This window comes from Ruegeria sp. AD91A, from assembly GCF_003443535.1.
In the GTDB taxonomy this organism is placed as follows: domain Bacteria; phylum Pseudomonadota; class Alphaproteobacteria; order Rhodobacterales; family Rhodobacteraceae; genus Ruegeria.
Genome location: NZ_CP031946.1, coordinates 1,857,513 through 1,876,684, shown reverse-complemented (window position 1 = coordinate 1,876,684; position 19,172 = coordinate 1,857,513). Strand labels below are relative to the sequence as shown.

At 59.7% G+C, this 19,172-nt stretch carries 20 protein-coding genes; 10 read left to right on the top strand and 10 right to left on the bottom strand.

What is annotated here, in order from left to right:
• Nucleotides 1-19: 19 nt before the first annotated feature.
• Nucleotides 20-946: an ornithine carbamoyltransferase gene (argF, locus tag D1823_RS09380; RefSeq protein ID WP_117869669.1), complete on the top strand. Its 927-nt coding sequence runs from the start codon at nucleotides 20-22 to the stop codon at nucleotides 944-946.
• Here the strand turns inward: argF and D1823_RS09375 are convergent.
• Both D1823_RS09375 and D1823_RS09370 read right to left on the bottom strand, forming a co-directional pair.
• Entirely contained in the window at nucleotides 943-1,539 is a 597-nt protein-coding gene (locus D1823_RS09375) for a ferric reductase-like transmembrane domain-containing protein (protein WP_371415309.1), read from the bottom strand. The genes argF and D1823_RS09375 overlap by 4 nt on opposite strands.
• Nucleotides 1,540-1,547: 8 nt before the next feature.
• Nucleotides 1,548-2,036: a twin-arginine translocation pathway signal gene (locus tag D1823_RS09370; RefSeq protein ID WP_117869667.1), complete on the bottom strand. Its 489-nt coding sequence runs from the start codon at nucleotides 2,034-2,036 to the stop codon at nucleotides 1,548-1,550.
• A 216-nt stretch (nucleotides 2,037-2,252) separates the two neighbouring features.
• Between D1823_RS09370 and D1823_RS09365 the strand changes: the two genes are divergently transcribed.
• From D1823_RS09365 to D1823_RS09355, 3 genes are all read left to right on the top strand, one after another.
• A complete protein-coding gene (locus D1823_RS09365; RefSeq protein ID WP_117869666.1) occupies nucleotides 2,253-3,086 on the top strand; it encodes a phytanoyl-CoA dioxygenase family protein in 834 nt (277 codons plus the stop codon).
• Nucleotides 3,087-3,205: 119 nt separating this feature from the next.
• Nucleotides 3,206-4,168 carry a pirin family protein gene (locus tag D1823_RS09360; RefSeq protein ID WP_117869665.1) on the top strand — a complete coding sequence of 321 codons (963 nt, stop codon included), beginning with the start codon at nucleotides 3,206-3,208 and terminating at the stop codon, nucleotides 4,166-4,168.
• Nucleotides 4,169-4,247: 79 nt separating this feature from the next.
• Nucleotides 4,248-5,222, top strand: a complete 975-nt coding sequence (locus D1823_RS09355; protein ID WP_117869664.1) for a 2-dehydropantoate 2-reductase — start codon at nucleotides 4,248-4,250, stop codon at nucleotides 5,220-5,222.
• 9 nt (nucleotides 5,223-5,231) lie between these two features.
• Here D1823_RS09355 and D1823_RS09350 read toward each other — a convergent pair whose 3' ends face one another.
• From D1823_RS09350 to hrpB, 3 genes are all read right to left on the bottom strand, one after another.
• Nucleotides 5,232-6,707 (bottom strand): inorganic phosphate transporter, encoded by a 1,476-nt coding sequence (locus D1823_RS09350; protein ID WP_117872811.1) that lies wholly within the window; start codon nucleotides 6,705-6,707, stop codon nucleotides 5,232-5,234.
• Between the two features lie 87 nt (nucleotides 6,708-6,794).
• Nucleotides 6,795-7,253, bottom strand: a complete 459-nt coding sequence (locus D1823_RS09345; protein WP_117869663.1) for an NUDIX hydrolase — start codon at nucleotides 7,251-7,253, stop codon at nucleotides 6,795-6,797.
• Between the two features lie 156 nt (nucleotides 7,254-7,409).
• Entirely contained in the window at nucleotides 7,410-9,863 is a 2,454-nt protein-coding gene (hrpB, locus tag D1823_RS09340; protein WP_117869662.1) for an ATP-dependent helicase HrpB, read from the bottom strand.
• 213 nt (nucleotides 9,864-10,076) lie between these two features.
• On the opposite strand from hrpB, the gene meaB reads away from it, so the two are divergent.
• The 4 genes from meaB (at nucleotide 10,077) to D1823_RS09320 (ending at nucleotide 12,791) form a co-directional block, all read left to right on the top strand.
• On the top strand, nucleotides 10,077-11,048 hold the full coding sequence (gene meaB / locus D1823_RS09335) for a methylmalonyl Co-A mutase-associated GTPase MeaB (protein ID WP_117869661.1): 972 nt from the start codon (nucleotides 10,077-10,079) through the stop codon (nucleotides 11,046-11,048).
• 186 nt (nucleotides 11,049-11,234) lie between these two features.
• Nucleotides 11,235-11,522 (top strand): 50S ribosomal protein L28, encoded by a 288-nt coding sequence (gene rpmB / locus D1823_RS09330; RefSeq protein WP_117869660.1) that lies wholly within the window; start codon nucleotides 11,235-11,237, stop codon nucleotides 11,520-11,522.
• Nucleotides 11,523-11,929: 407 nt separating this feature from the next.
• Complete coding sequence (locus D1823_RS09325) at nucleotides 11,930-12,280, top strand: hypothetical protein (protein WP_117869659.1); 351 nt, start codon at nucleotides 11,930-11,932, stop codon at nucleotides 12,278-12,280.
• Nucleotides 12,281-12,320: 40 nt separating this feature from the next.
• Complete coding sequence (locus D1823_RS09320) at nucleotides 12,321-12,791, top strand: copper chaperone PCu(A)C (protein ID WP_117869658.1); 471 nt, start codon at nucleotides 12,321-12,323, stop codon at nucleotides 12,789-12,791.
• A gap of 92 nt (nucleotides 12,792-12,883) precedes the next feature.
• Here the strand turns inward: D1823_RS09320 and D1823_RS09315 are convergent, their stop codons facing one another.
• Nucleotides 12,884-13,492, bottom strand: coding sequence for an HdeD family acid-resistance protein (locus tag D1823_RS09315; RefSeq protein WP_117869657.1), 609 nt, complete (start codon nucleotides 13,490-13,492; stop codon nucleotides 12,884-12,886).
• Nucleotides 13,493-13,553: 61 nt separating this feature from the next.
• Entirely contained in the window at nucleotides 13,554-14,252 is a 699-nt protein-coding gene (locus D1823_RS09310) for an NAD-dependent deacylase (RefSeq protein ID WP_117869656.1), read from the bottom strand.
• A gap of 28 nt (nucleotides 14,253-14,280) precedes the next feature.
• On the opposite strand from D1823_RS09310, the gene D1823_RS09305 reads away from it, so the two are divergent.
• The gene (locus D1823_RS09305; protein ID WP_117869655.1) at nucleotides 14,281-14,724 is read left to right on the top strand and encodes a low molecular weight protein-tyrosine-phosphatase; all 444 of its coding nucleotides are present in this window, start codon (nucleotides 14,281-14,283) and stop codon (nucleotides 14,722-14,724) included.
• Here the strand turns inward: D1823_RS09305 and D1823_RS09300 are convergent.
• The 3 genes from D1823_RS09300 to D1823_RS09290 form a co-directional block, all read right to left on the bottom strand.
• Entirely contained in the window at nucleotides 14,721-15,674 is a 954-nt protein-coding gene (locus D1823_RS09300) for a LysR family transcriptional regulator (protein ID WP_117869654.1), read from the bottom strand. The two genes, D1823_RS09305 and D1823_RS09300, sit on opposite strands and share 4 nt — an antisense overlap.
• Nucleotides 15,675-15,740: 66 nt before the next feature.
• Complete coding sequence (locus tag D1823_RS09295) at nucleotides 15,741-16,049, bottom strand: hypothetical protein (protein ID WP_117869653.1); 309 nt, start codon at nucleotides 16,047-16,049, stop codon at nucleotides 15,741-15,743.
• On the bottom strand, nucleotides 16,046-17,152 hold the full coding sequence (locus D1823_RS09290; RefSeq protein WP_162896802.1) for a Hint domain-containing protein: 1,107 nt from the start codon (nucleotides 17,150-17,152) through the stop codon (nucleotides 16,046-16,048). Before D1823_RS09290 ends, D1823_RS09295 begins: the two co-directional genes overlap by 4 nt.
• 161 nt (nucleotides 17,153-17,313) lie before the next feature.
• Between D1823_RS09290 and lepA the strand changes: the two genes are divergently transcribed.
• Nucleotides 17,314-19,113: a translation elongation factor 4 gene (gene lepA / locus D1823_RS09285; RefSeq protein ID WP_117869651.1), complete on the top strand. Its 1,800-nt coding sequence runs from the start codon at nucleotides 17,314-17,316 to the stop codon at nucleotides 19,111-19,113.
• The last annotated feature ends 59 nt before the right edge of the window (nucleotides 19,114-19,172 follow it).

Below are 19,172 nucleotides of genomic sequence, written 5' to 3'. Positions count from 1 at the left end.
CAGCCAAAAGCGAAGCAAAATGAACCATTTTCTTGATATCCACAAAACCGATTCTACCGATCTGCGGTCCATGATCGATCAGGCGGGCGTGATGAAACAGGCGCGTTTGGGCCGCCCCAAGGCCGCCCCTGACGACGAACAACCGCTGAAAGATCGCATGGTGGCACTGATCTTCGAAAAGCCGTCGACGCGGACGCGCGTGTCTTTCGATGTGGGCGTGCGCCAGATGGGCGGGCAGACCATGGTGCTGTCCGGCAAGGACATGCAGCTGGGTCATGGCGAGACCATTGCCGACACCGCCCGCGTGCTGTCGCGCTATGTCGACATGATCATGATCCGCACCTTTGATGAAACCATCCTGACCGAAATGGCCGAATACTCGGACGTGCCGGTGATCAACGGCCTGACCGACCGCACCCATCCCTGCCAGATCATGGCTGATGTTCTGACATTCGAGGAACACCGCGGCCCCATCGCCGGAAAAAAGGTGGTCTGGACCGGCGACGGCAACAATGTCTGCGCCTCCTTCCTGCACGCCGCTGGTCAGTTCGGGTTCGATCTGACCTTCACCGGGCCCGCTCAGCTTGACCCGGAAGAAGGGTTCATAGGGTTTGCCCGCCAGAAAGGGTCGAAAATCGTGATCGAAAGGGATCCGCACAAAGCGGTGGAAGGCGCTGACCTCGTCGTCGCAGACACCTGGGTCTCGATGCATGATTCCCAGTCGGCCAAGGAACGCCGCCACAACATGCTGCGACCATATCAGGTCAACGCTGAACTCATGTCGCATGCCAAACCGGATGCGCTGTTCATGCATTGCCTGCCGGCCCACCGCGAGGAAGAAGCGACCTCCGAGGTTATGGACGGACCGAACTCGGTCATTTTTGATGAGGCCGAAAACCGCCTGCACGCGCAGAAGGCGGTCATGCGCTGGTGTCTGGGCGTCTAAGGGCGCCGACGGACATCCCACACTTTCAGCTTGGCGAGTGCGCTTGCGCTCGCCAGCAAGACCAGTGTGCAAAGCGTTGTTTTGGTCATGATCTCCATCGTGCCTTCGATCAGCATGGCGTGAACAACGCTGCCGACAATCGTCACCGCGGCCAGCACGGTGTGGCTCAGCCGCCAAAGTCGAAAGCGCAGACGCAGGTGCTGGCGGAAGACACCCAGCAGGGCCGCCCCGAAAGCTGTCCACATGGCAATGACGCCCCAGGCCGAGAACGGTGTCGGAGAGACGAACAACAACGCATCCACCACATCCGGCGGGCTGGTAAGCCACAAACCCGCGACATGGACCACAATCACCAGCACCAGGGTCAGGCCGATCCAACGGTGAATGTGGCGGCTCTTCACTGCGGACAAGCCCGGAAGGTTTTTTCCGGCTAGAAGCGGTTGCAGCAACAGCAGATCCAAGCTCAGAATTCCGGCAAACCCGGCGAGGATGTAGACAGGGTCGCGCCATGCAAGGTAAGGGCTGCCTGCCGCAGCGATCAGAGGAACGGCAAGGGCGGCGATCAGGGTCGCCCAAATGACACCGGTTCGGATCACCGGGATCAGAGCGGTTGCAACACGAAATGCGCAGCCAGTGTCTTGTCCTTGGAACTGGACATCACAGGCCGCAGGAACACCGTCTCGAACGCGCCGCTGTCATAGGCCAGATGCCCGTGCGGTTGGCCGAAAGCGGGCACGATCTGCGGCATTTCCAGGCGGAATTCACCCTTTTCATTCGTCAAAGTCGCCCCATGGCTTTGCGGGTCACGCTCGTGCCCCTCGGTGGTATGGGCCCAGATTTGAATGCGTTGGCCGGGCAGGGGTGCGCCGTCGCCCGCCCGTCGTACGGTGCCGGTCATCCAGAACCCCCCTCTGCCGATCCGGTCCACGACCGGTGCGCCAGGGCGATAGTTGTTTGATCCGCCCCGCATCGAAGGCGTCGGCGCAAGCCCGGCTGCGCGGGCAGGAACCAAAAGCCCCGCAGCCCCGGTTGCCAAAACGGCAGCACCTTGGGTGATCAGGGAACGACGGGACAGCAACGCATCTGTCATCGAGAAACCTCCAATACGCGATCCAATCTTGTCAGTCTGCGGCTTCCATCTGAAACATAGCATGTTTCTTTAAAAATCCGAGGCTGTGCTCGGTTCAACCCATGCACGCTCACTGTACTGTGAGCGATTCTGGGTCGTCGAAACGAATCTCTTTGACGTCTCGTGCTGTGCGGTGCGATGCTCAGGGTCACCGAACCACTTCGGGATGATCATTCCATGACGACAGCAGACCTGGTCACAAAGGAAGACATCGGCGCCTTCCAACGCGATGGGGCTGTTGTTCTCCGGTCGAAATTCTCATCTGACTGGTTGTCACTGTTGCGCGCCGGTATCGATGCCGACCTTGACACTCCAACCGACAATTTCACTCGCCACACCAAGGATCCGGACGCCCCGGGTTATTTCGAAGACTACTGGGCCTGGAATAAAATTCCGCAATTCAACGAATTCGTTCACAATTCACCCTGCGCACCGCTTGCTGCCGGGTTGCTGGGCGCGCCATCCGTAAACCTTGTCATGGACAACTGGTTTCTCCGCGAGGCCGGCTCGACTTCGCGCCCGCCCTTCCATCAGGATCTGTCTTACTTCGATTTCGAAGGTACGATGTGCGTCCTTTGGCTGCCGCTGGAACCAGTGACCAAGGAAAACGGCATCGCTTTTGTCAAAGGCTCACACCTATGGGACAAGCTGTTCATGCGGGTGCGGTTCGCCGATGGTCATCCCAGTTATCAGCCCACCGAAGTTGCCGGGCAGACCTATCACCCACCACCTGATGTCAATGCAAACCCCGGCGCGTTTGATTTGCTGCAATGGGATCTTGAGCTTGGGGATTGCATTTTCTTCGACATGCGAACGCTGCATGGCGGGCTGTCTTCAACCACCCCGTCGGAAACGGTGCGTCGCTTCACCCTTCGCATGACCGCACCAGACGGTGTCATCCGATACCGTGGCGACTGGGCCAAGGACGAGCGCGCGCAGTTCGAGGCAGCAGGTTATGGCGAGGGGGATCGGATTGACGGCCCCTTTTTTCCCAAGCTCTGGCCGCGTTAGTCGGAACGGCGCCGCACTCCACCTGTGCAATCGTGCACTTTATAGGCTGCTTTGCGCGGCTATTTCTTACCTGAGAGAACGCAGACGGCCTGACCATCTGCAACGAGGGGAGTGCTGAAATGAGTTGGAACCCGACACACAATCCGGACTGCATCTCGGAAAATCCGGCGCTGGACACGTTGATCATCCCGCGTGCCCGTGACCTGGGAGGGTTCGAGGTGCGCCGTGCGCTGCCTTCGGTAAAACGACAGTTGGTGGGCCCGTTCATCTTTTTCGATCAAATGGGGCCTGCTGAATTCATCACCGAAGGCGGCATCGATGTTCGCCCCCACCCGCATATCGGATTGGGCACGGTCACTTATCTGTACCAGGGCGAGTTCGAGCACCGCGACAGCCTTGGCACACATCAGATGATCTATCCCGGCGAGGTCAACTGGATGGTCGCAGGCCGCGGTGTGACCCATTCAGAACGCACCAGTGATGAGACCCGAGGCAAGAAACACAGCCTGTTCGGCATTCAGACCTGGATTGCCTTGCCCGAAGCGCATGAGGATATGGCCCCGGATTTCGAACACCACAAACAGGCCGCACTGCCGCATCTTCAGGATGCGGGTGTCAGCGCCCGGTTGATCCTGGGTTCGGCCTATGGTGAGACCAGCCCGGTCAGGATGTTGTCCGAAACCTTCTATCTCGATGTGCAATTGGAACCCGGCGCGTCCTTCCCTCTGCCTGACGACCACGAAGATCGCGGTGTCTATGTCACGCAAGGTTCGGTCGAAATCGCGGGTGACACGTTTGACGAGGGCCGCATGATGGTGTTCCGCCCCGGGGACAGGCTGTCTGTCACGGCGGGCCCACTGGGCGCGCGGATGATGCTGCTGGGCGGAGCGACCCTGAATGAAGACCGCTACATCTGGTGGAATTTCGTTTCGTCTTCGAAGGAAAAGATCGAAACGGCAACCCGTGAGTGGAAAAGCGCCGATTGGGCCAACGGTGCGTTTCACCTGCCTCCGGGTGACGATCAGGAATTTATCCCTATTTCCAAAGAGCTTGAGCACACAAAACCCCGGCTGGCCCGCTAGCGCGCGACGTCAGGGGCAAGTGGGCTTGTGTCACGGGCCGTTTGCGGTGATCCTTTTCGGGAATACCGGAGGGGGTATCATGAAAATTGTCCTCGCAGGCGCGGGCAGCATTGGCTGCTACTGCGGTGCCTTGCTTGCCCGTTCGGGGCACTCCGTGACCCTTCTGGGACGGGCACGTGTGCTGGACCCGATCCGTGAGCACGGGCTGACGGTCACAGATTTTGACGGCCTTGATTACACGGTTCCGCCCGAATCTTTGTCTCTCAGTGAAGATCCGGCCTGCCTGGGTCAGGCCGAACTCGTCATCGTATCCGTCAAATCGGGCGCTACATCAGACATGGCCGAGCTGATTGGCACTATTGCACCGCGAGATGTGCCTGTCCTGTCCTGGCAAAACGGGATCGAGGCCGCCACAACACTGCGCAATGCCCTTCCCGGGCGCGACGTTCGCGCCGGAATGGTTCCGTTCAATGTGGTGCCGACTGCCCCCGCCACCTATCACCGGGCCACGTCCGGAGAGATCGTCATCCAGAGCGGCACCGGAGATCTGGCGACGCAACTGAGTAGTGCGGACCTTCCCGTTATGTCCAGCGACCGGATCGAGGCCGTGCAATGGGGCAAGCTTGTGATCAACCTGAACAATGCGCTCAATGCCTTGTCGGGCCTCACGCTGGTGGATCAGCTGATGAACCGCGACTGGCGCAATCTCATGGCGGATCAGATGTCCGAGGCGCTGACTGTTCTCAAGGCGGCGGGGCATCCCGTGGCTTCGACCACACCACTTCCGGCATGGATGACGCCGCATATTCTGCGACTTCCGACGCCGCTGTTCACCCGGATCGCGGCCCGGATGCTGACAATCGATCCGAGTGCGCGAACGTCCATGGCCTATGACTTGATGGCCGAGCGCCAAACGGAAATTGACAGTCTGCAAGGCCATATCATCCGGATGGGTCACGAAACCGGAGTGCCAACACCCATCTGCACGCAAGTGTCCGACCTGATCAAACACGCACCCGATCACCCGTTGTCACCTGAGCAGATCAGGCTCTGACGGTATTCGTCAGACGAATGCAGTCAGTACCCAGTATATTACGGCCGACATGGTTGCAGCGGCTGGCACGGTCACAACCCATGCCGCCACGATGGTCATGAAATGCGACCGGCGCACCAGCTTGCGACGGCGGTATTCTTCCGGGGCAAGGTGTTGCGCCGTGCGCTGAAGGTTTCCCTGCTTGCGCCGACGCTCGGAATGCCACTCGCGATAGAAGCCGACGCCAAAGACTGCTCCAACGGCAATATGGGTCGAACTGACCGGCAGACCCAGCCAGCTGGCCAGAATTACGGTGATCGCCGCCGACAGGGCGACGCAAAAGGCGCGTATCGGGTTCAGCTTGGTGATCTGACTGCCCACCATGCGGATCAGCCTGGGGCCGAACAGGAACAGACCGAACGAAATCCCGAACGCGCCAATGATCATCACCCACAGAGGGATTGAAACCTTGGCTGCGAACTCTCCGAATTCAGCCGCGTGAACAATCGCGGCCAGCGGGCCGACCGCATTGGCCACGTCATTTGCGCCGTGGGCGAAACTCAGGAACGTGGCCGAGATCACAAGGGGCAGCCCAAACAGCGTTTTCAGAGACCGGGTCCGGTTCTCCATTCCTTCTGATTTGCGTTTGACCCACGGGACGGTCACGGACCAGGCCAGAAGCCCCACAGACAACCCGATCAGCAAAGCCATCTCCAGATCGATTGTCACGATCCGCTTCAGCCCTTTGACGGACATATATGTGGAAAAGGCCCCAGCCATCACCGCCAAAAGGATTGGCACCCATTTGCGCGCGGCTGCAATCTTGTCGTCCTGATGCTGGATCTTTGACCTGATCAGCGCCAGAAAACCCGCTGCAATCACACCCCCAAGCACCGGCGAGATCACCCAGCTGGCCGCAATTGCGCTCATTGTGCCCCAGCTCACCGCGCTCAGGCCCGCTGCGGCAATACCTGCACCCATGACCCCGCCCACGACAGAATGCGTGGTGGAAACAGGAGCGCCGATCCAGGTTGCCAGGTTGACCCACATGGCTGACGATATCAGCGCCGCCATCATGGCCCAGATGAACACCTCGCTGTTTTGCACCGAGGCCGGATCGATGATCCCCTTGGAGATGGTCGAAACCACATCACCCCCCGCAAGCAAAGCGCCTGTGCTTTCGGCAATGGCGGCAATCACGATGGCGCCGCCCATGGTGAGCACATTCGCACCAACCGCAGGGCCCATATTGTTGGCCACGTCATTGGCGCCAATATTGATTGCCATATAGGCCCCGAACGCAGCCGCTGCGACGACGATATAGCTACCATCCGCCTGACCAAACAGAACTGCCGCCGTCAGCCCGGCCAATGCCATGAAGGCCAGCGCGACTCCCGGTGCCAGCAAATGGCGTGCGACATGGATATTGGCGGCTTCGATACGCGAAATTCGGTGCAGGTCGCTGTCTAGCTTTTGCCAGCGTGGTTTTGGATTCGTGTCAGACATGAACTTGGTCAAATATTGAACGAGCGCGCAGCTAGCGGTTTCCTGCTGCGTAGGCAAGCTGGGTGCCACAGAATTGTTGCGAATTCCTTAGAGATTACGCAACAAGGCCTGTAACTCGGGCTCCTGTACCTGTGTGGCCGCATCAGCCGGCGAAAACCAGCGGCGTTCGCGCTGATCGGCCTCGGGAAACTCTTCAGCCAGTGCGCGCACCGAAACCCGGTAGACACTGGCCAAAACCGGCTGCGCTGATCCGTCTTTGAGGATCTTGTCGTAAGTGTAACGACCGATGGGATCATTGTGTACCGTATCCCCGCGTACTCCGGCCTCTTCCCAGGCCTCCTGCAGGGCCGTTTCCGCTCCACTCAAACCATCAATTGGCCAACCTTTCGGGATGATCCAGCGTCTGGTGTCGCGGCTGGTGATCAACAGGACTTCGTCCATTCCGTCATGAATGCGGGTGCACAACGCTGCAAACTGCACCCGCCGGGGGCGCAGAAAAAGAGGTCGTCCAACCTCTTCCCAGATGTTTTGCAGCCATGCACTCATCGGTTTCTTGTTGTCTACTCTATGCCTTCAAAGTTGATAAGACATAACAACAGAAATGGTGAGTTTCAATTGCATCTTCCGATTTTGGCCGATATTTGAGGGGTTTTAGCCTGAAATTGTGGGTTTTTGGCCAAACAGCAGAATTTTCTGACTGCTCTATTCCCGTCTGCGCTTCGCTCTCAGCGTGGGATCAGCCCGGGTCGGATCTTCGGGCCAGGGGTGTTTGGGGTATTGCGCCCTCATGTCCTTGCGTACATCCGCGTAAGAGCCCGCCCAGAAACCGGGCAGGTCGCGCGTTATCTGGATCGGGCGCTGTGCTGGTGACAGCAGGGTGATCTTCAAAGGCTGGCCGCCGATTGCCGGATGGCGGGTCACGCCAAACACTTCCTGCAAGCGGACCGAGATTTCAGGCACGGCAGCGCTGTAATCAATTGGTACCTTGCGCCCCAGCGGCGTTTCAAATGACCCCGGAGCGCGCCGGTCCAGTTCCTGCGTCTGTGCCCAGTCCAGCCGCGCGCGCAGGGCGGGCATAAGGTCGAACTTCTTCCAGTCTTCGGCGCTTTTGACACCTGACAGCATGGGCAGCAACCATTCGTCCATCTCGGCCATCAGGCCTGCGACCGAAAAATCGGGCAGATCGACGCCATCGGCACGCACCAGTTCGACACGGGCGGCTAAACGCGCGGCGGCACCCTCCAGCCGCAAGCCCAGATCGCGGACCCCGTCCAACATCGCGCGCGCCACGGCGTCGTCTGGAACGTCCTTCCAGATGCGGTCATCCAGCGTGATCGCGCCGAACCGCTCTTGCCACCGCGACACGACCCGCCGCTCGCGTTTCGACCAGGCGCAAGTCTCAACCCAATCGATCTGATCCGCGAACAGATCGCGGGTCTCGCGTTCCGAAATCTGGGTGGCCATCCGGACCTTAGCCTCGCGCGGATTGCCATCAGTGTCGATGACGACCAGAAACGGAGCGTTGGCCAGTGGATCCGCACTGTCCAGAACAACACCTTTTCCCCCTGACAGTACATAGCGCGGCGCGTCACCTTTGCGCCGCTGCCCGATGCGGTCAGGATACGCCAGCGCAGCCATGGCGGCAGGGCTCAGATCAGCAGAGTCGCCCTTGGCCTGTTTCCGCAACCGTTTGGTCTCGGCATTGATCCGATCCACGGCGCCCATGTTGACCTGCCAGATCCTGTTGCGCTGAAAAGTCCGTGGATCACGCAGCGCCTCTTGCCGCAGGGTGATATCCACCGGCGCACCGCGAAGGGGGTCACGCTCTGCCATCAACGCCGCCAAAGGTGCGGCGTTCGGACCGGCCCGCACAAGCATATGCCCCAACCGTGGATGCAAGGGCAGTGCTGCCAGGGCGCGCCCATGATCAGTGATCCGCCCATTGGCGTCGAGTGCGCCCAGCATTGTCAGCAAAGCCCGCGCCTCGGCCATCGTCCCTTCGGGAGGTGGAGTCAGAAAGGCAAGATCGGCCGCGCCAGCGCCCCACAGGGACAGCTCCAGCGCCAGCCCGGTCAGGTCAGCCGCTTCGATCTCGGCAGGCGGGTAGGCGGCCAGCGCACCGTCTTCCCCCTTCGACCAGAGCCGGTAACACACCCCTTCGGCGACACGTCCGGCCCGGCCCGCGCGCTGTGTGGCCTCGGCCCGTGTCACCCGTTCGGTCACCAGCCGTGACATTCCCGATCCCGGATCGAACCGAGCCCGTCGGACCTGCCCCATGTCCACGACAACCTTGATATCGGGGATCGTCAGCGACGTTTCGGCAATCGACGTCGCCAGCACAACTTTGCGCCCATGTTCCACCGGGGCGATCGCCGCACGCTGGGCCGCAAAGGGCATGGCCCCGAATAACGGGCGCACCACGCAACTATTGGGTAATCGACTGTTCAAAGCGCCCTCAGCGCGCCGAATTTCGCCCTCTCCCGGCAGGAAAACCAGAATTCCGCCGCCGGACTTGCGCGTCTCACGCTCGGCCTGAGACACCAGATCGATCAACGCATCCAACCGTCGCGCTTGCGGTCCCAATGGCCGATCCAGCCAGCGCGTCTCAACCGGAAAGCTGCGCCCGTCTGATGTGACCAGCGGGGCCGCCATCAACGCGCCGACGGGATCTGCATCCAGCGTGGCTGACATGGCCAGCAGGATCAGATCGTCTCGCAGTGCGCCCGTTACCTCAAGGCACAAGGCTAGCCCCAGATCGGCGTTCAGAGACCGTTCATGGAATTCGTCGAAAATCACCGCGCTGATGCCGGACAGGTCGGGTTCGGATTGCAGCATCCGCGTCAGGATGCCTTCGGTTACCACTTCGATCCGGGTGTCTTTTGACACTTTCGCATCGCCGCGCACACGGTAACCCACGGTCTGCCCTGCGCGCTCTCCCAGGGTCTCGGCCATCCGCTCGGCAGCGGCCCGGGCCGCCAGCCGCCGGGGCTCCAGCATCACGATCCTGCCGTCACACAGACTTGCCTCGAGCATTGCCAGAGGAACCCGCGTGGTCTTGCCCGCCCCGGGTGGTGCCTGAAGCACCGCGCGACCATGCGCACGTAAAGTGTCTAGCAGTTCGGGAATGGCGTCGTCGATGGGCAGGCGTATCGTCATCCGGCTCTTATCCGCCATCATGCAGGTGACGTCCAGTTCTCGCACAGTGCGAGCACTTTGGTGTAACCCATGGTGCCAAGACCATATCCGGAAGTGCCACGCGGCGCACGAATTGACGCAGCTATTGCCTTGATCGCATTTCCAGAGACCTCCGGTCTGGACAAACGCCCCCGGAGCGCGGCAACTATTCTTGCCTCTAGGATCGGGACAAGAATGCAGACAGACAGCCTTAGCGACAGGATTTTGAAGGGCGAGCGCCGGGCGCTGGCACGTGCAATCACTCTGGTGGAAAGCAACCGCGCCGATCATCGCGCACAGGCGAGCGAGCTGTTGGCACAGCTCGCCGGATCGGGGCGCCAGGCGCTGCGGATCGGTTTGTCGGGCACGCCAGGAGTGGGCAAGTCCACATTCATCGAAAGCTTTGGAATGATGTTGACGGGGCAGGGGCTGCGTGTCGCGGTTCTGGCAGTCGATCCCAGCTCTGCCCGTTCGGGGGGCTCGATTCTGGGGGACAAAACCCGGATGGAACGCCTGAGCCGCGAGAAGAACGCTTTCATCCGCCCGTCCCCCAGCCAGAGCCATCTCGGCGGCGTTGCCCGACGGACCCGTGAGGCCATCGCCCTGTGCGAGGCCGCGGGCTATGATGTGGTGCTGATCGAAACCGTGGGCGTAGGGCAGTCCGAAACGGTGGTGTCTGAATTGTCGGACCTGTTCCTGTTGTTGTTGGCCCCGGCGGGTGGGGACGAATTGCAGGGTGTCAAACGTGGCATCATGGAGATGGCCGACATCATCCTGATCAACAAGGCGGATGGTGACCTGAAGGCCACGGCGACACGGACGTGCGCAGACTATGCCGGCGCGCTGCGATTGCTGCGCAAGCGCCCCCAGGATCCCGAAGGTTTCCCCAAGGCAATGACCGTTTCAGCGGTCGAAGAACAGGGGCTGGAGCAAGCCTGGGACGAGATGCAATCCCTGATCCAATGGCGCAGCGACAACGGTATCTGGGAGGCCAACCGCGCCGCGCAGGCACGTTACTGGTTCGATCAGGAGGTCCGTCACGCCCTTCTGGCTCGCCTCGACACGCCGCAAGCCAAGGCTGAGATGGAGCGTCTGAATGCCGAAGTCTCGGCCGGGCATCTGAACCCGGTTTTGGCGGCACAGGAACTGCTCAATACGCTGACCTGACGGGTTGAAAAAGGGCGGGGTTTCAAAGGTTGGCGCAAAATGAAAGAATTCGCGCAGCCCGTCTTGACCCTCCCTGCGATTCCCACTACACGCATCCAACCAGTTTTCGGGCGCGACTTCGGGTTGTGCCCCTTGTGATTTGGCCGAGGGCTTTGTGCCCGGCCTCCAGAAACAAAGGAAGAAACCATGTCGCGCCGTTGCGAACTGACCGGAAAAGGCCCGATGACTGGCAACAATGTCAGCCACGCCAAAAACAGAACTCGTCGTCGTTTCCTGCCGAACCTGAATGACGTCACCCTGCAGTCCGAGACCCTGGGCCGCGGCGTGAAGCTGCGCATCTCGGCCGCTGCCCTGCGTTCGGTTGACCACCGCGGTGGTCTGGACGCATTCCTGGCCAAAGCCAAGGATGACGAGTTGTCGTCGAACGCTCTGAAAGTGAAGAAGGAAATCGCCAAGGCACAAGCCACGGCCTAAGCTTTTTCGCTAACGGTATTTCAAGCCCTGTACCTCTTTGGTGCGGGGCTTTTTCTTTTTTGAAACGCCCACACTGCCTCATATTGTTTTCAATTTCGAAATTATTTTTCGCTATTGGTGAATTGCTTCACATACGGGCTCTCGAATCTGACCTAACGTAACTGTCATTCATCAGGCGGGGGCCACACTATGACATTAAAAAGTTTCTACCTTTTCCTGTTCCTGGCCGCGGTCTTTCGCAAAGCAATTTCGGCTTGCACGCGGATGCAGCGCAGGGTGAACCGTTCCCACACCAGCTTCAATACAAGCAAGGTGAAACGACCGGGAATTGACTACTGAAGCCAGCTTCAAGCGCGACCCTTTGGCGCTTGAAGCTACTCTGCTGACTGACCTATACCCGGGTCAGGATGAGACCAGTTTTAATCAGAATCCTACCTTATGTTCTGTCCCTGCTTTTGGTTCTGACCGGGCAGGGCCTTGCTGTTTCGCGCGGCATGGACAGGGCCGTGGGTCAGATGGTGCTGTGCACAGGCACCGGTCCGGTCGTTGTCTATATGGACGAAGACGGGCAACCGACCGCACCACCGCATTACTGTCCGGACTATGCGCTGTCCCTGATTGGCGCGATTGCCGTCGCCCACCCATCGATGCCTGTGGCACCGAAACAGGCGCAGCCTTCGCCGTTGCGGCATCTGGTCAATCAGATCGCTTTGCCAGTCCCCGGCTCCCCGGCGCGCGCGCCGCCTGTAAGTATTTGAAAACCAATCTTTTTCAAACTCAAAACACAGGAGAGGCACGATGTCCCTCAAGATTACTCTGTTTGCAACTCTGGCCGTTGTGACACTGGCTTTGCCGGCTTTTGCCGAAGGTACAATCAAAGTTGATGACGCCTATGCCCGGTCATCGGGAAAGACCGCCAAGGCGGGTGCTGCGTTCATGATGATCCGGAATCAGGGTGATATAGATGACCGGCTGGTCGGCGCGTCTTCGGATGCCGCGGCCCGGGTCGAACTGCATACGCACAAAGTCGACGAAAATGGCGTGGCCAAGATGATGCATGTCGAGGAAGGCTTTGCCATTCCGGCCGGCGAGACCCATATGCTGAAACGCGGCGGCGACCACGTGATGTTCATGGGGCTGACGGCACCGTTCGAGCAGGGTGCCACGGTTCCGGTGACGCTGATCTTCGAAAAAGCGGGCGAGGTTGAAGTCGAAATCCCGGTCGATCTGGAGCGCCAGGACATGGGCGGGGGATCACATTCGAACTAGGGCAACGCCTGTCTTCAGGCCGCGCTGCGGCCGTCATTCATGCGTCAGGCCGGGCATTGCCCGGCCTGTTGTCCTTGTGGCTGTCGCTGGTGCTACTTATTGACGGTCTTCAGGCCAACACGGTCGCCGGCCTGACGGAATCGGGACGCCAGCCAGAACATGACGGCAGCAATGGCCAGTGCCGAAAAGGCGATGCCCCATCCCAGCGCAACAAGCGCGACCGCGGGCCAGATCATCAAAACGAGCCCGACGACAAGCGCGACGAATCCCGATACGCGCATCGAGCCACGTTGCGGGTCTCTCTCATGCATTTGCCCGGAGGCCGCCAGCGAGCCGATCCCGATGATCAGCGCCCATGCGCCCATCAGGAAAAAGGCCAGTTTGACCGTCCCTTCCGGCCAGAACAGCAGGACAAGCCCGATCAGAAGCGCACCAATCGCAGCGCCGCCCATCACACCACGTCGCCCAACGCCCAAGAGCGTCAGGCCGCCATCGAGGATCAGCAGCACGCCAACCAGTCGCAGCAGCAACGCGATGCTGCCCGACGGCCAGAAAAGTGCGGCAATGCCGACAAGCCCGGCCAATACTCCGCGCAGCAGAAAGGTCCACCACAGGCTGGAAAGCTGCTCGCCCAGCATGTCGCGCCCGGCCATGCTGTCGTCATCAAGGATCTCACCGGTCCGGGGGTCTTGATCAGCCATTTCTCGTCCTCCAGTCGTTTCGAAGATAGTCTATACAAATTAAGCGCGTGCTGTCTGTACCTTAAGTGTGCGGCGCAAGCAGATGCTCAACCCATCGCGGAACTGTTTGAGCCGCTTTGCCGACAATACGTTCGTCAAACCCGGATGCGCCCAGAGACGGTTCCAGATTGATTTCGATCGTACGTGCGCCCGCCGCTTGTGCCTCGTGCACAAAGGCCGCTGCCGGATAAACCTGACCCGAGGTGCCAATGGCAGCAAAAAGCGACGCGCTAGCCAGGTGGTCATAAATCTCGTCCATGAAATAGGGCATTTCACCAAACCAAACCACATCGGGCCGGGCAGAGGGGTGCGCACAGGCGGGGCAGGGTTCTCCTACAGCCATCTCGGTCGGGGCGGTCCATTGATGGCCGCAGGCAGAACACAAAGCGCCGGCCAATGTTCCGTGCATGTGAATGACATCCTCGGCGCCGCCCGCCTCATGCAGGCTGTCCACGTTCTGGGTGACAATCACGACGTCTCCGGGCCAGTCGCGTTGCAATCGGGCCAGTGCTTCATGTGCGGCATTGGGTTGCACCTCAGAGGCCTGAACGCGCCGCGCATTGTAAAACCCCTGAACCAGTGCGGGGTCGCAGGCGAATCCTTCCGGCGTGGCGACATCCTCGATCCGGTGCTGTGCCCATAATCCACCCTCATCGCGAAAGGTGCTCAACCCGCTTTCGGCGGATATTCCGGCCCCGGTCAGGATCACGATCTTTTCCATTTCTCCTCCGCGCGGTACAGCTTGGTGCATGTCACACCGTATCCTCTTTGTCTGCCTGGGCAATATCTGCCGTTCGCCCGCTGCCGAAGGCGTTTTCCGCGCCCGCGCGCCGCACCACGTAACCGATAGTGCCGGAACCATGGGCTGGCACGCGGGGAACCCGCCCTATGGCCCAATGCAGGCAGCTGCGAAGATCAGGGGAATCGACCTGGGTGACCTGCGCGCTCGTCAGTTCACCGCTGCCGATTTCGCCCGCTTCGACCTGATCCTCGGCATGGACGCCAACAACATCGCGGATATCGAGGATCTGCGCCCCGCCGGCAGTGACACCCCGGTGCGCCTGCTGACTGATTTCGCCCCTGAAACCGGCGCGGATCATGTGCCTGACCCATATTATACAAGGGATTTCGATGGCGCTCTGGACCTGATTGAAGCGGCGGTCGAGGGCCTTGCCGCTCATCTGGACAGTTAACCGCCGATCACCCGCAGCGATCCGCTCAGCCAGGGCAGTTTGGCCAAAGCCGGGTCCACGATCTGGTTCTGCATCAGGCGCCGTGTCATGCCCGCGACCTCCTGCGGTACCTGATCGGACCAGTCCGTACGCGCCAGCAAGGATATGCTGCGCGAGAAATCCCCGAACGGGGCAGGATGGGCCTCCAGCCCTTCATGGAACCGCGCTGCGCGCATGAAACCCAGCGGCGTCGTGATCGCCCAACCCAGGCCCCGTGCAACCATGGCCATCAGCGCCATGTGCGAGCCGATCTCGAACCGTTCCTCAAACTCCTGCGCGCCACGCGCCATATGCGCCTCGATCTGCCGGCTGATCAGTTGCTCGCGGGCATAGCGCAGATATGGCAGCCTGTCCTGTACCGCCTCCACTCCGCCCGACCCCTGTGGTGCAACCAGAATGAACGGATCCCGGACCAGAGGGTACTCGACCACCCCCTCCAGCACTTCTCCGCTATGGGCGGTTACGGCCATATGCAGGCGTTGTTCGGCCAGGGCCTCGAACAGATCGAGGCTCGACAAGGTGATCAGTTTGAAATTCGATCGGGTCAGACTGTCTGCCAGCAACGTTGCCAGCCGCGGGGTCAGATCATTGTCGAAGTCGTCGATCAGCCCGATTGACAGCGTGGTCAGATGCCCCAGATCCATGACCGACAATTCGCTTTGTGCCATTTGCAGCTCGGCCAGAACCGTCTCGGCCCGCGCCAGAAAGCTGCGCCCGGCCTGTGTCAGGCGCATCGGTCGCCGCCCGTGATCGACCAGTTCGGTGCCCAACGCCTTTTCCAGATTGCGTAATTGCTGGGAAACGGATGGCTGGCTGAGCCCCGTGATCTCGGCGGCTTGCGCCACAGATCCCGTCCGTGCCAAGGCCTCGAATACTTCAAGGCCCCGCAGGGTCAGCCCTTTCATCACCATAAGATACACCTTTCGTTGCGCCTTTTCTGGGGCGCAGCGTGCATCAGGTCAAGCGTTCCGAAGGGCTTAGCTGCAGATCGCCTGCGCCATCTGGCCAAAGTTCTGATACCGATCCCACAGCGCATCATCGCGCGCGGTCTGCGACATCTTCAACTCTTGCGCCTGATGCGGGTCAGAGAACCACTTGGCCACGGTCTTCTGATCGCTTCGGGTCAGCGCCTGATCCGCCACGCGCTGGATGCAAGTACACCGATCCCGCGTCGCTGCCGACCGGTCCGACGCCATGCACGCCCGCTTGATCTGCGCCGCGTCTGCAACAGGCGCCACCGCCGTGAGAGACGTGGCGCAAAACGCGATAAGGAGAAACTGTTTCATACTCGAGCCTCGTTTTTGCCTGCCCGGACGGGTCTGATGCCCCTCTCGGTCTGCGGCGGAGTATGAATCAAACGGGAATTCGGATCAACGGTCAAGATACTGTTGATCAAAAATGTTGCCTCTTTTCTCTTCAGTGTCAGCCTCGCGGTTTCAACGGCAGATAAAATCTGATCGACCAGGCCGTGAAAGAACAGATCATCCGGGTTCTGGCGGCTGGCGGATGGTGCCAGCAGCAGGCTCTCGGAACTTGCTCCGTTGGCGTTAATGGCGTTATGTGTCTCAAGCAGCAGATGATGGTAAGTTGCACTGTTCTCCTTGCACATTGTTGCAATGCCCGCATCAACAAGGCTGATAGCTGGAACAAACACTTCGTTCTCTGCGCAAAGGATTTCTGCCAAAGGGTGCGTGACCAGCATTCTGTGTTGCTGGGACACTTTCAAAGGTGCGAAATTCGATAGCGTTCCCTCGGGAATTTCGACCATTCTGAAACGACCGGCTGTGATGACAGCCTGTTCACCTGTCCAGATGACGGGTAGATAGCCATTGTCACGGGTCCAGATTTCATCACCCGGCTTCAACATTTCGATGGGCCGGTATCCGAACTTGGTTTCGATCAGTGTTCCGCGACAGTAACAAATGGGGCTGACATATGCGTTTGATGCGAAGCTGGGACCTTCCTGTGTGCTGACGACCGTCAGAGGTACTCCGGCCGGCGGAAACTGTCCGGGTCCCCCAATGAATGCGATGCCCTCAACGGTTCCATATGCCGGTGATGAGTTGTTCACGTTGAACGCAACCGCCTGCCATGTGGTTGTTCCATCAGTCAGCGTAATACCATATTCGGCTTCAACACGCGTGCCGCTGGAGAAAAGCGTGCCATCGATTGTCTGATCGCCGTTTAACCGCTGATTACCATCATTGTCGGAAAAGTCGGTGTCCGATCCAGCATCCGTGATGAAAACTTCAGTCGCGGCGCGCGAATTAATGGTAATCGTCTCACCTATAAGATGTATCCCCGTGCCCTGATTGATCCCGTCCAGACCCTGCGCCACAGAGACGGACAATTGACCTTCACCCAACACAAAGATCGAATAATTGGCCAAGTCTTCCCTGCTTTCTGTTTTTGAAACGGCCAGATGATGCGATCATCTTAACTATTCACTGAATTCGGGTAAATGCCACTGAACAGAAAGGCGCGGGTGGGACCTTTTTTGCAACGCTTCAACGCTTGACGAGGGACAAAACTCCCGACATATCCCACTCCATGACAGACCTCGCTCATATCCGCAATTTCTCCATCGTCGCGCATATCGACCATGGCAAATCCACCCTTGCTGACCGGCTCATCCAAGAGACCGGAACGGTCAAGGATCGCGACATGAAGGAACAGCTGCTCGACAGCATGGATATCGAGCGGGAACGCGGTATCACCATCAAGGCCAACACGGTCCGCATCGACTATACCGCCGACAATGGCGAGCAGTACGTGCTGAATCTGATTGACACCCCCGGCCACGTGGACTTTGCCTATGAGGTCTCACGGTCGATGCGCGCGGTCGAAGGCTCGCTGCTGGTCGTGGACTCGACCCAAGGGGTCGAGGCGCAGACGCTGGCCAATGTCTATCAGGCCATCGATGCCGATCACGAGATCGTGCCGGTGCTCAACAAGATCGACCTGCCCGCGTCCGACTGTGACCGCGTGGCCGAACAGATCGAGGACGTGATCGGCATCGACGCAACCGACGCCATTCAGGTCAGCGCCAAGACGGGGCAGGGCATCCACGAAACGCTGGAAGCCATCGTCACCCATCTGCCCGCGCCGCAGGGCACTCTGGACGCGCCGCTCAAGGCGATGCTGGTGGATTCGTGGTACGACGCTTATCTCGGCGTCATCGTTCTGGTCCGTATCATGGACGGCACGCTGAAAAAGGGCATGCGGGTCAAGTTCATGTCGAACAACACCCTGCACCATGTCGACCGCGTCGGTGTCTTCCGCCCCGAGATGGAGATGGTGGACTCGCTGGGCCCCGGTGAGATCGGATTCCTGACAGCCTCGATCAAACAGGTTCGCGACACCCGCGTCGGTGACACCATCACCAATGACCGCAACGGCACGGAAGAGGCCCTGACAGGCTTCAAACCCGCGCAGCCGGTGGTGTTCTGTGGCCTGTTCCCCGTCGACAGTTCCGAATTCGAAGACCTGCGCGATGCGATTGACAAACTGGCGCTGAACGACGCCAGCTTCAGCTTTGAAATGGAAACCTCGGCAGCGCTTGGCTTTGGCTTCCGCTGCGGCTTCCTGGGCCTGCTGCACCTTGAGGTGATCCGCGACCGTATCGAACGTGAATATGATATCGAGCTCATCACCACCGCGCCGTCGGTGATCTATCACGTCTACATGAAAGACGGCGAGATGATCGAGCTGCACAACCCCGCCGACATGCCCGACCCGTCCAAGGTCGACCATATCGAGGAACCGCGCATCAAAGCGACCATCCTTGTGCCCGACGAATTCCTGGGCGACGTGCTCAAACTGTGTCAGGACCGCCGCGGTATCCAGCTGGACCTGACCTATGCGGGTTCGCGCGCCATGGTCGTCTATGACCTGCCGCTGAACGAGGTTGTTTTTGATTTCTACGACCGCCTGAAATCGGTGACCAAGGGCTATGCGTCGTTTGATTATCAAATGACAGGCTATACCGAAGACAACCTGGTCAAGATGTCGGTACTGGTGAATGATGAACCCGTTGACGCGCTGTCAACCATGGTTCACCGCGACCGGGCCGAGATGCGGGGCCGGGCGATGTGCGAAAAGCTGAAAGACCTGATCCCGCGCCACATGTTCAAAATCCCGATCCAGGCCGCCATCGGAGGCAAGGTCATCGCGCGCGAGACCCTGTCCGCCTTACGCAAGGACGTGACCGCCAAATGCTACGGCGGCGACGCCACGCGGAAACGCAAGCTGCTGGACAAGCAGAAGGCGGGTAAGAAGAAAATGCGCCAGTTCGGGAAGGTCGATATCCCGCAGGAGGCGTTTATTTCAGCGCTGAAGATGGACAGCTAAAGCTGTCCGTTTTGAACAGTCACTGACAGGCTTTCTTTTTGGGTTCGAGCTTGATGCCA

Excerpts from the sequence above, each read along its gene's own strand:
- lepA (WP_117869651.1), top strand. The coding sequence starts at position 17,314 with ATGACAGACCTCGCTCATATCCGCAATTTCTCCATCGTCGCGCATATC.
- D1823_RS09360 (WP_117869665.1), top strand. The coding sequence starts at position 3,206 with ATGAGTTGGAACCCGACACACAATCCGGACTGCATCTCGGAAAATCCG.
- D1823_RS09370 (WP_117869667.1), bottom strand. The coding sequence starts at position 2,036 with ATGACAGATGCGTTGCTGTCCCGTCGTTCCCTGATCACCCAAGGTGCT.
- D1823_RS09310 (WP_117869656.1), bottom strand. The coding sequence starts at position 14,252 with ATGGAAAAGATCGTGATCCTGACCGGGGCCGGAATATCCGCCGAAAGC.
- D1823_RS09355 (WP_117869664.1), top strand. The coding sequence starts at position 4,248 with ATGAAAATTGTCCTCGCAGGCGCGGGCAGCATTGGCTGCTACTGCGGT.
- meaB (WP_117869661.1), top strand. The coding sequence starts at position 10,077 with ATGCAGACAGACAGCCTTAGCGACAGGATTTTGAAGGGCGAGCGCCGG.
- D1823_RS09305 (WP_117869655.1), top strand. The coding sequence starts at position 14,281 with ATGTCACACCGTATCCTCTTTGTCTGCCTGGGCAATATCTGCCGTTCG.
- D1823_RS09300 (WP_117869654.1), bottom strand. The coding sequence starts at position 15,674 with ATGGTGATGAAAGGGCTGACCCTGCGGGGCCTTGAAGTATTCGAGGCC.
- hrpB (WP_117869662.1), bottom strand. The coding sequence starts at position 9,863 with ATGACGATACGCCTGCCCATCGACGACGCCATTCCCGAACTGCTAGAC.
- D1823_RS09320 (WP_117869658.1), top strand. The coding sequence starts at position 12,321 with ATGTCCCTCAAGATTACTCTGTTTGCAACTCTGGCCGTTGTGACACTG.
- argF (WP_117869669.1), top strand. The coding sequence starts at position 20 with ATGAACCATTTTCTTGATATCCACAAAACCGATTCTACCGATCTGCGG.
- D1823_RS09350 (WP_117872811.1), bottom strand. The coding sequence starts at position 6,707 with ATGTCTGACACGAATCCAAAACCACGCTGGCAAAAGCTAGACAGCGAC.
- rpmB (WP_117869660.1), top strand. The coding sequence starts at position 11,235 with ATGTCGCGCCGTTGCGAACTGACCGGAAAAGGCCCGATGACTGGCAAC.
- D1823_RS09295 (WP_117869653.1), bottom strand. The coding sequence starts at position 16,049 with ATGAAACAGTTTCTCCTTATCGCGTTTTGCGCCACGTCTCTCACGGCG.
- D1823_RS09365 (WP_117869666.1), top strand. The coding sequence starts at position 2,253 with ATGACGACAGCAGACCTGGTCACAAAGGAAGACATCGGCGCCTTCCAA.
- D1823_RS09345 (WP_117869663.1), bottom strand. The coding sequence starts at position 7,253 with ATGAGTGCATGGCTGCAAAACATCTGGGAAGAGGTTGGACGACCTCTT.
- D1823_RS09315 (WP_117869657.1), bottom strand. The coding sequence starts at position 13,492 with ATGGCTGATCAAGACCCCCGGACCGGTGAGATCCTTGATGACGACAGC.
- D1823_RS09325 (WP_117869659.1), top strand. The coding sequence starts at position 11,930 with ATGAGACCAGTTTTAATCAGAATCCTACCTTATGTTCTGTCCCTGCTT.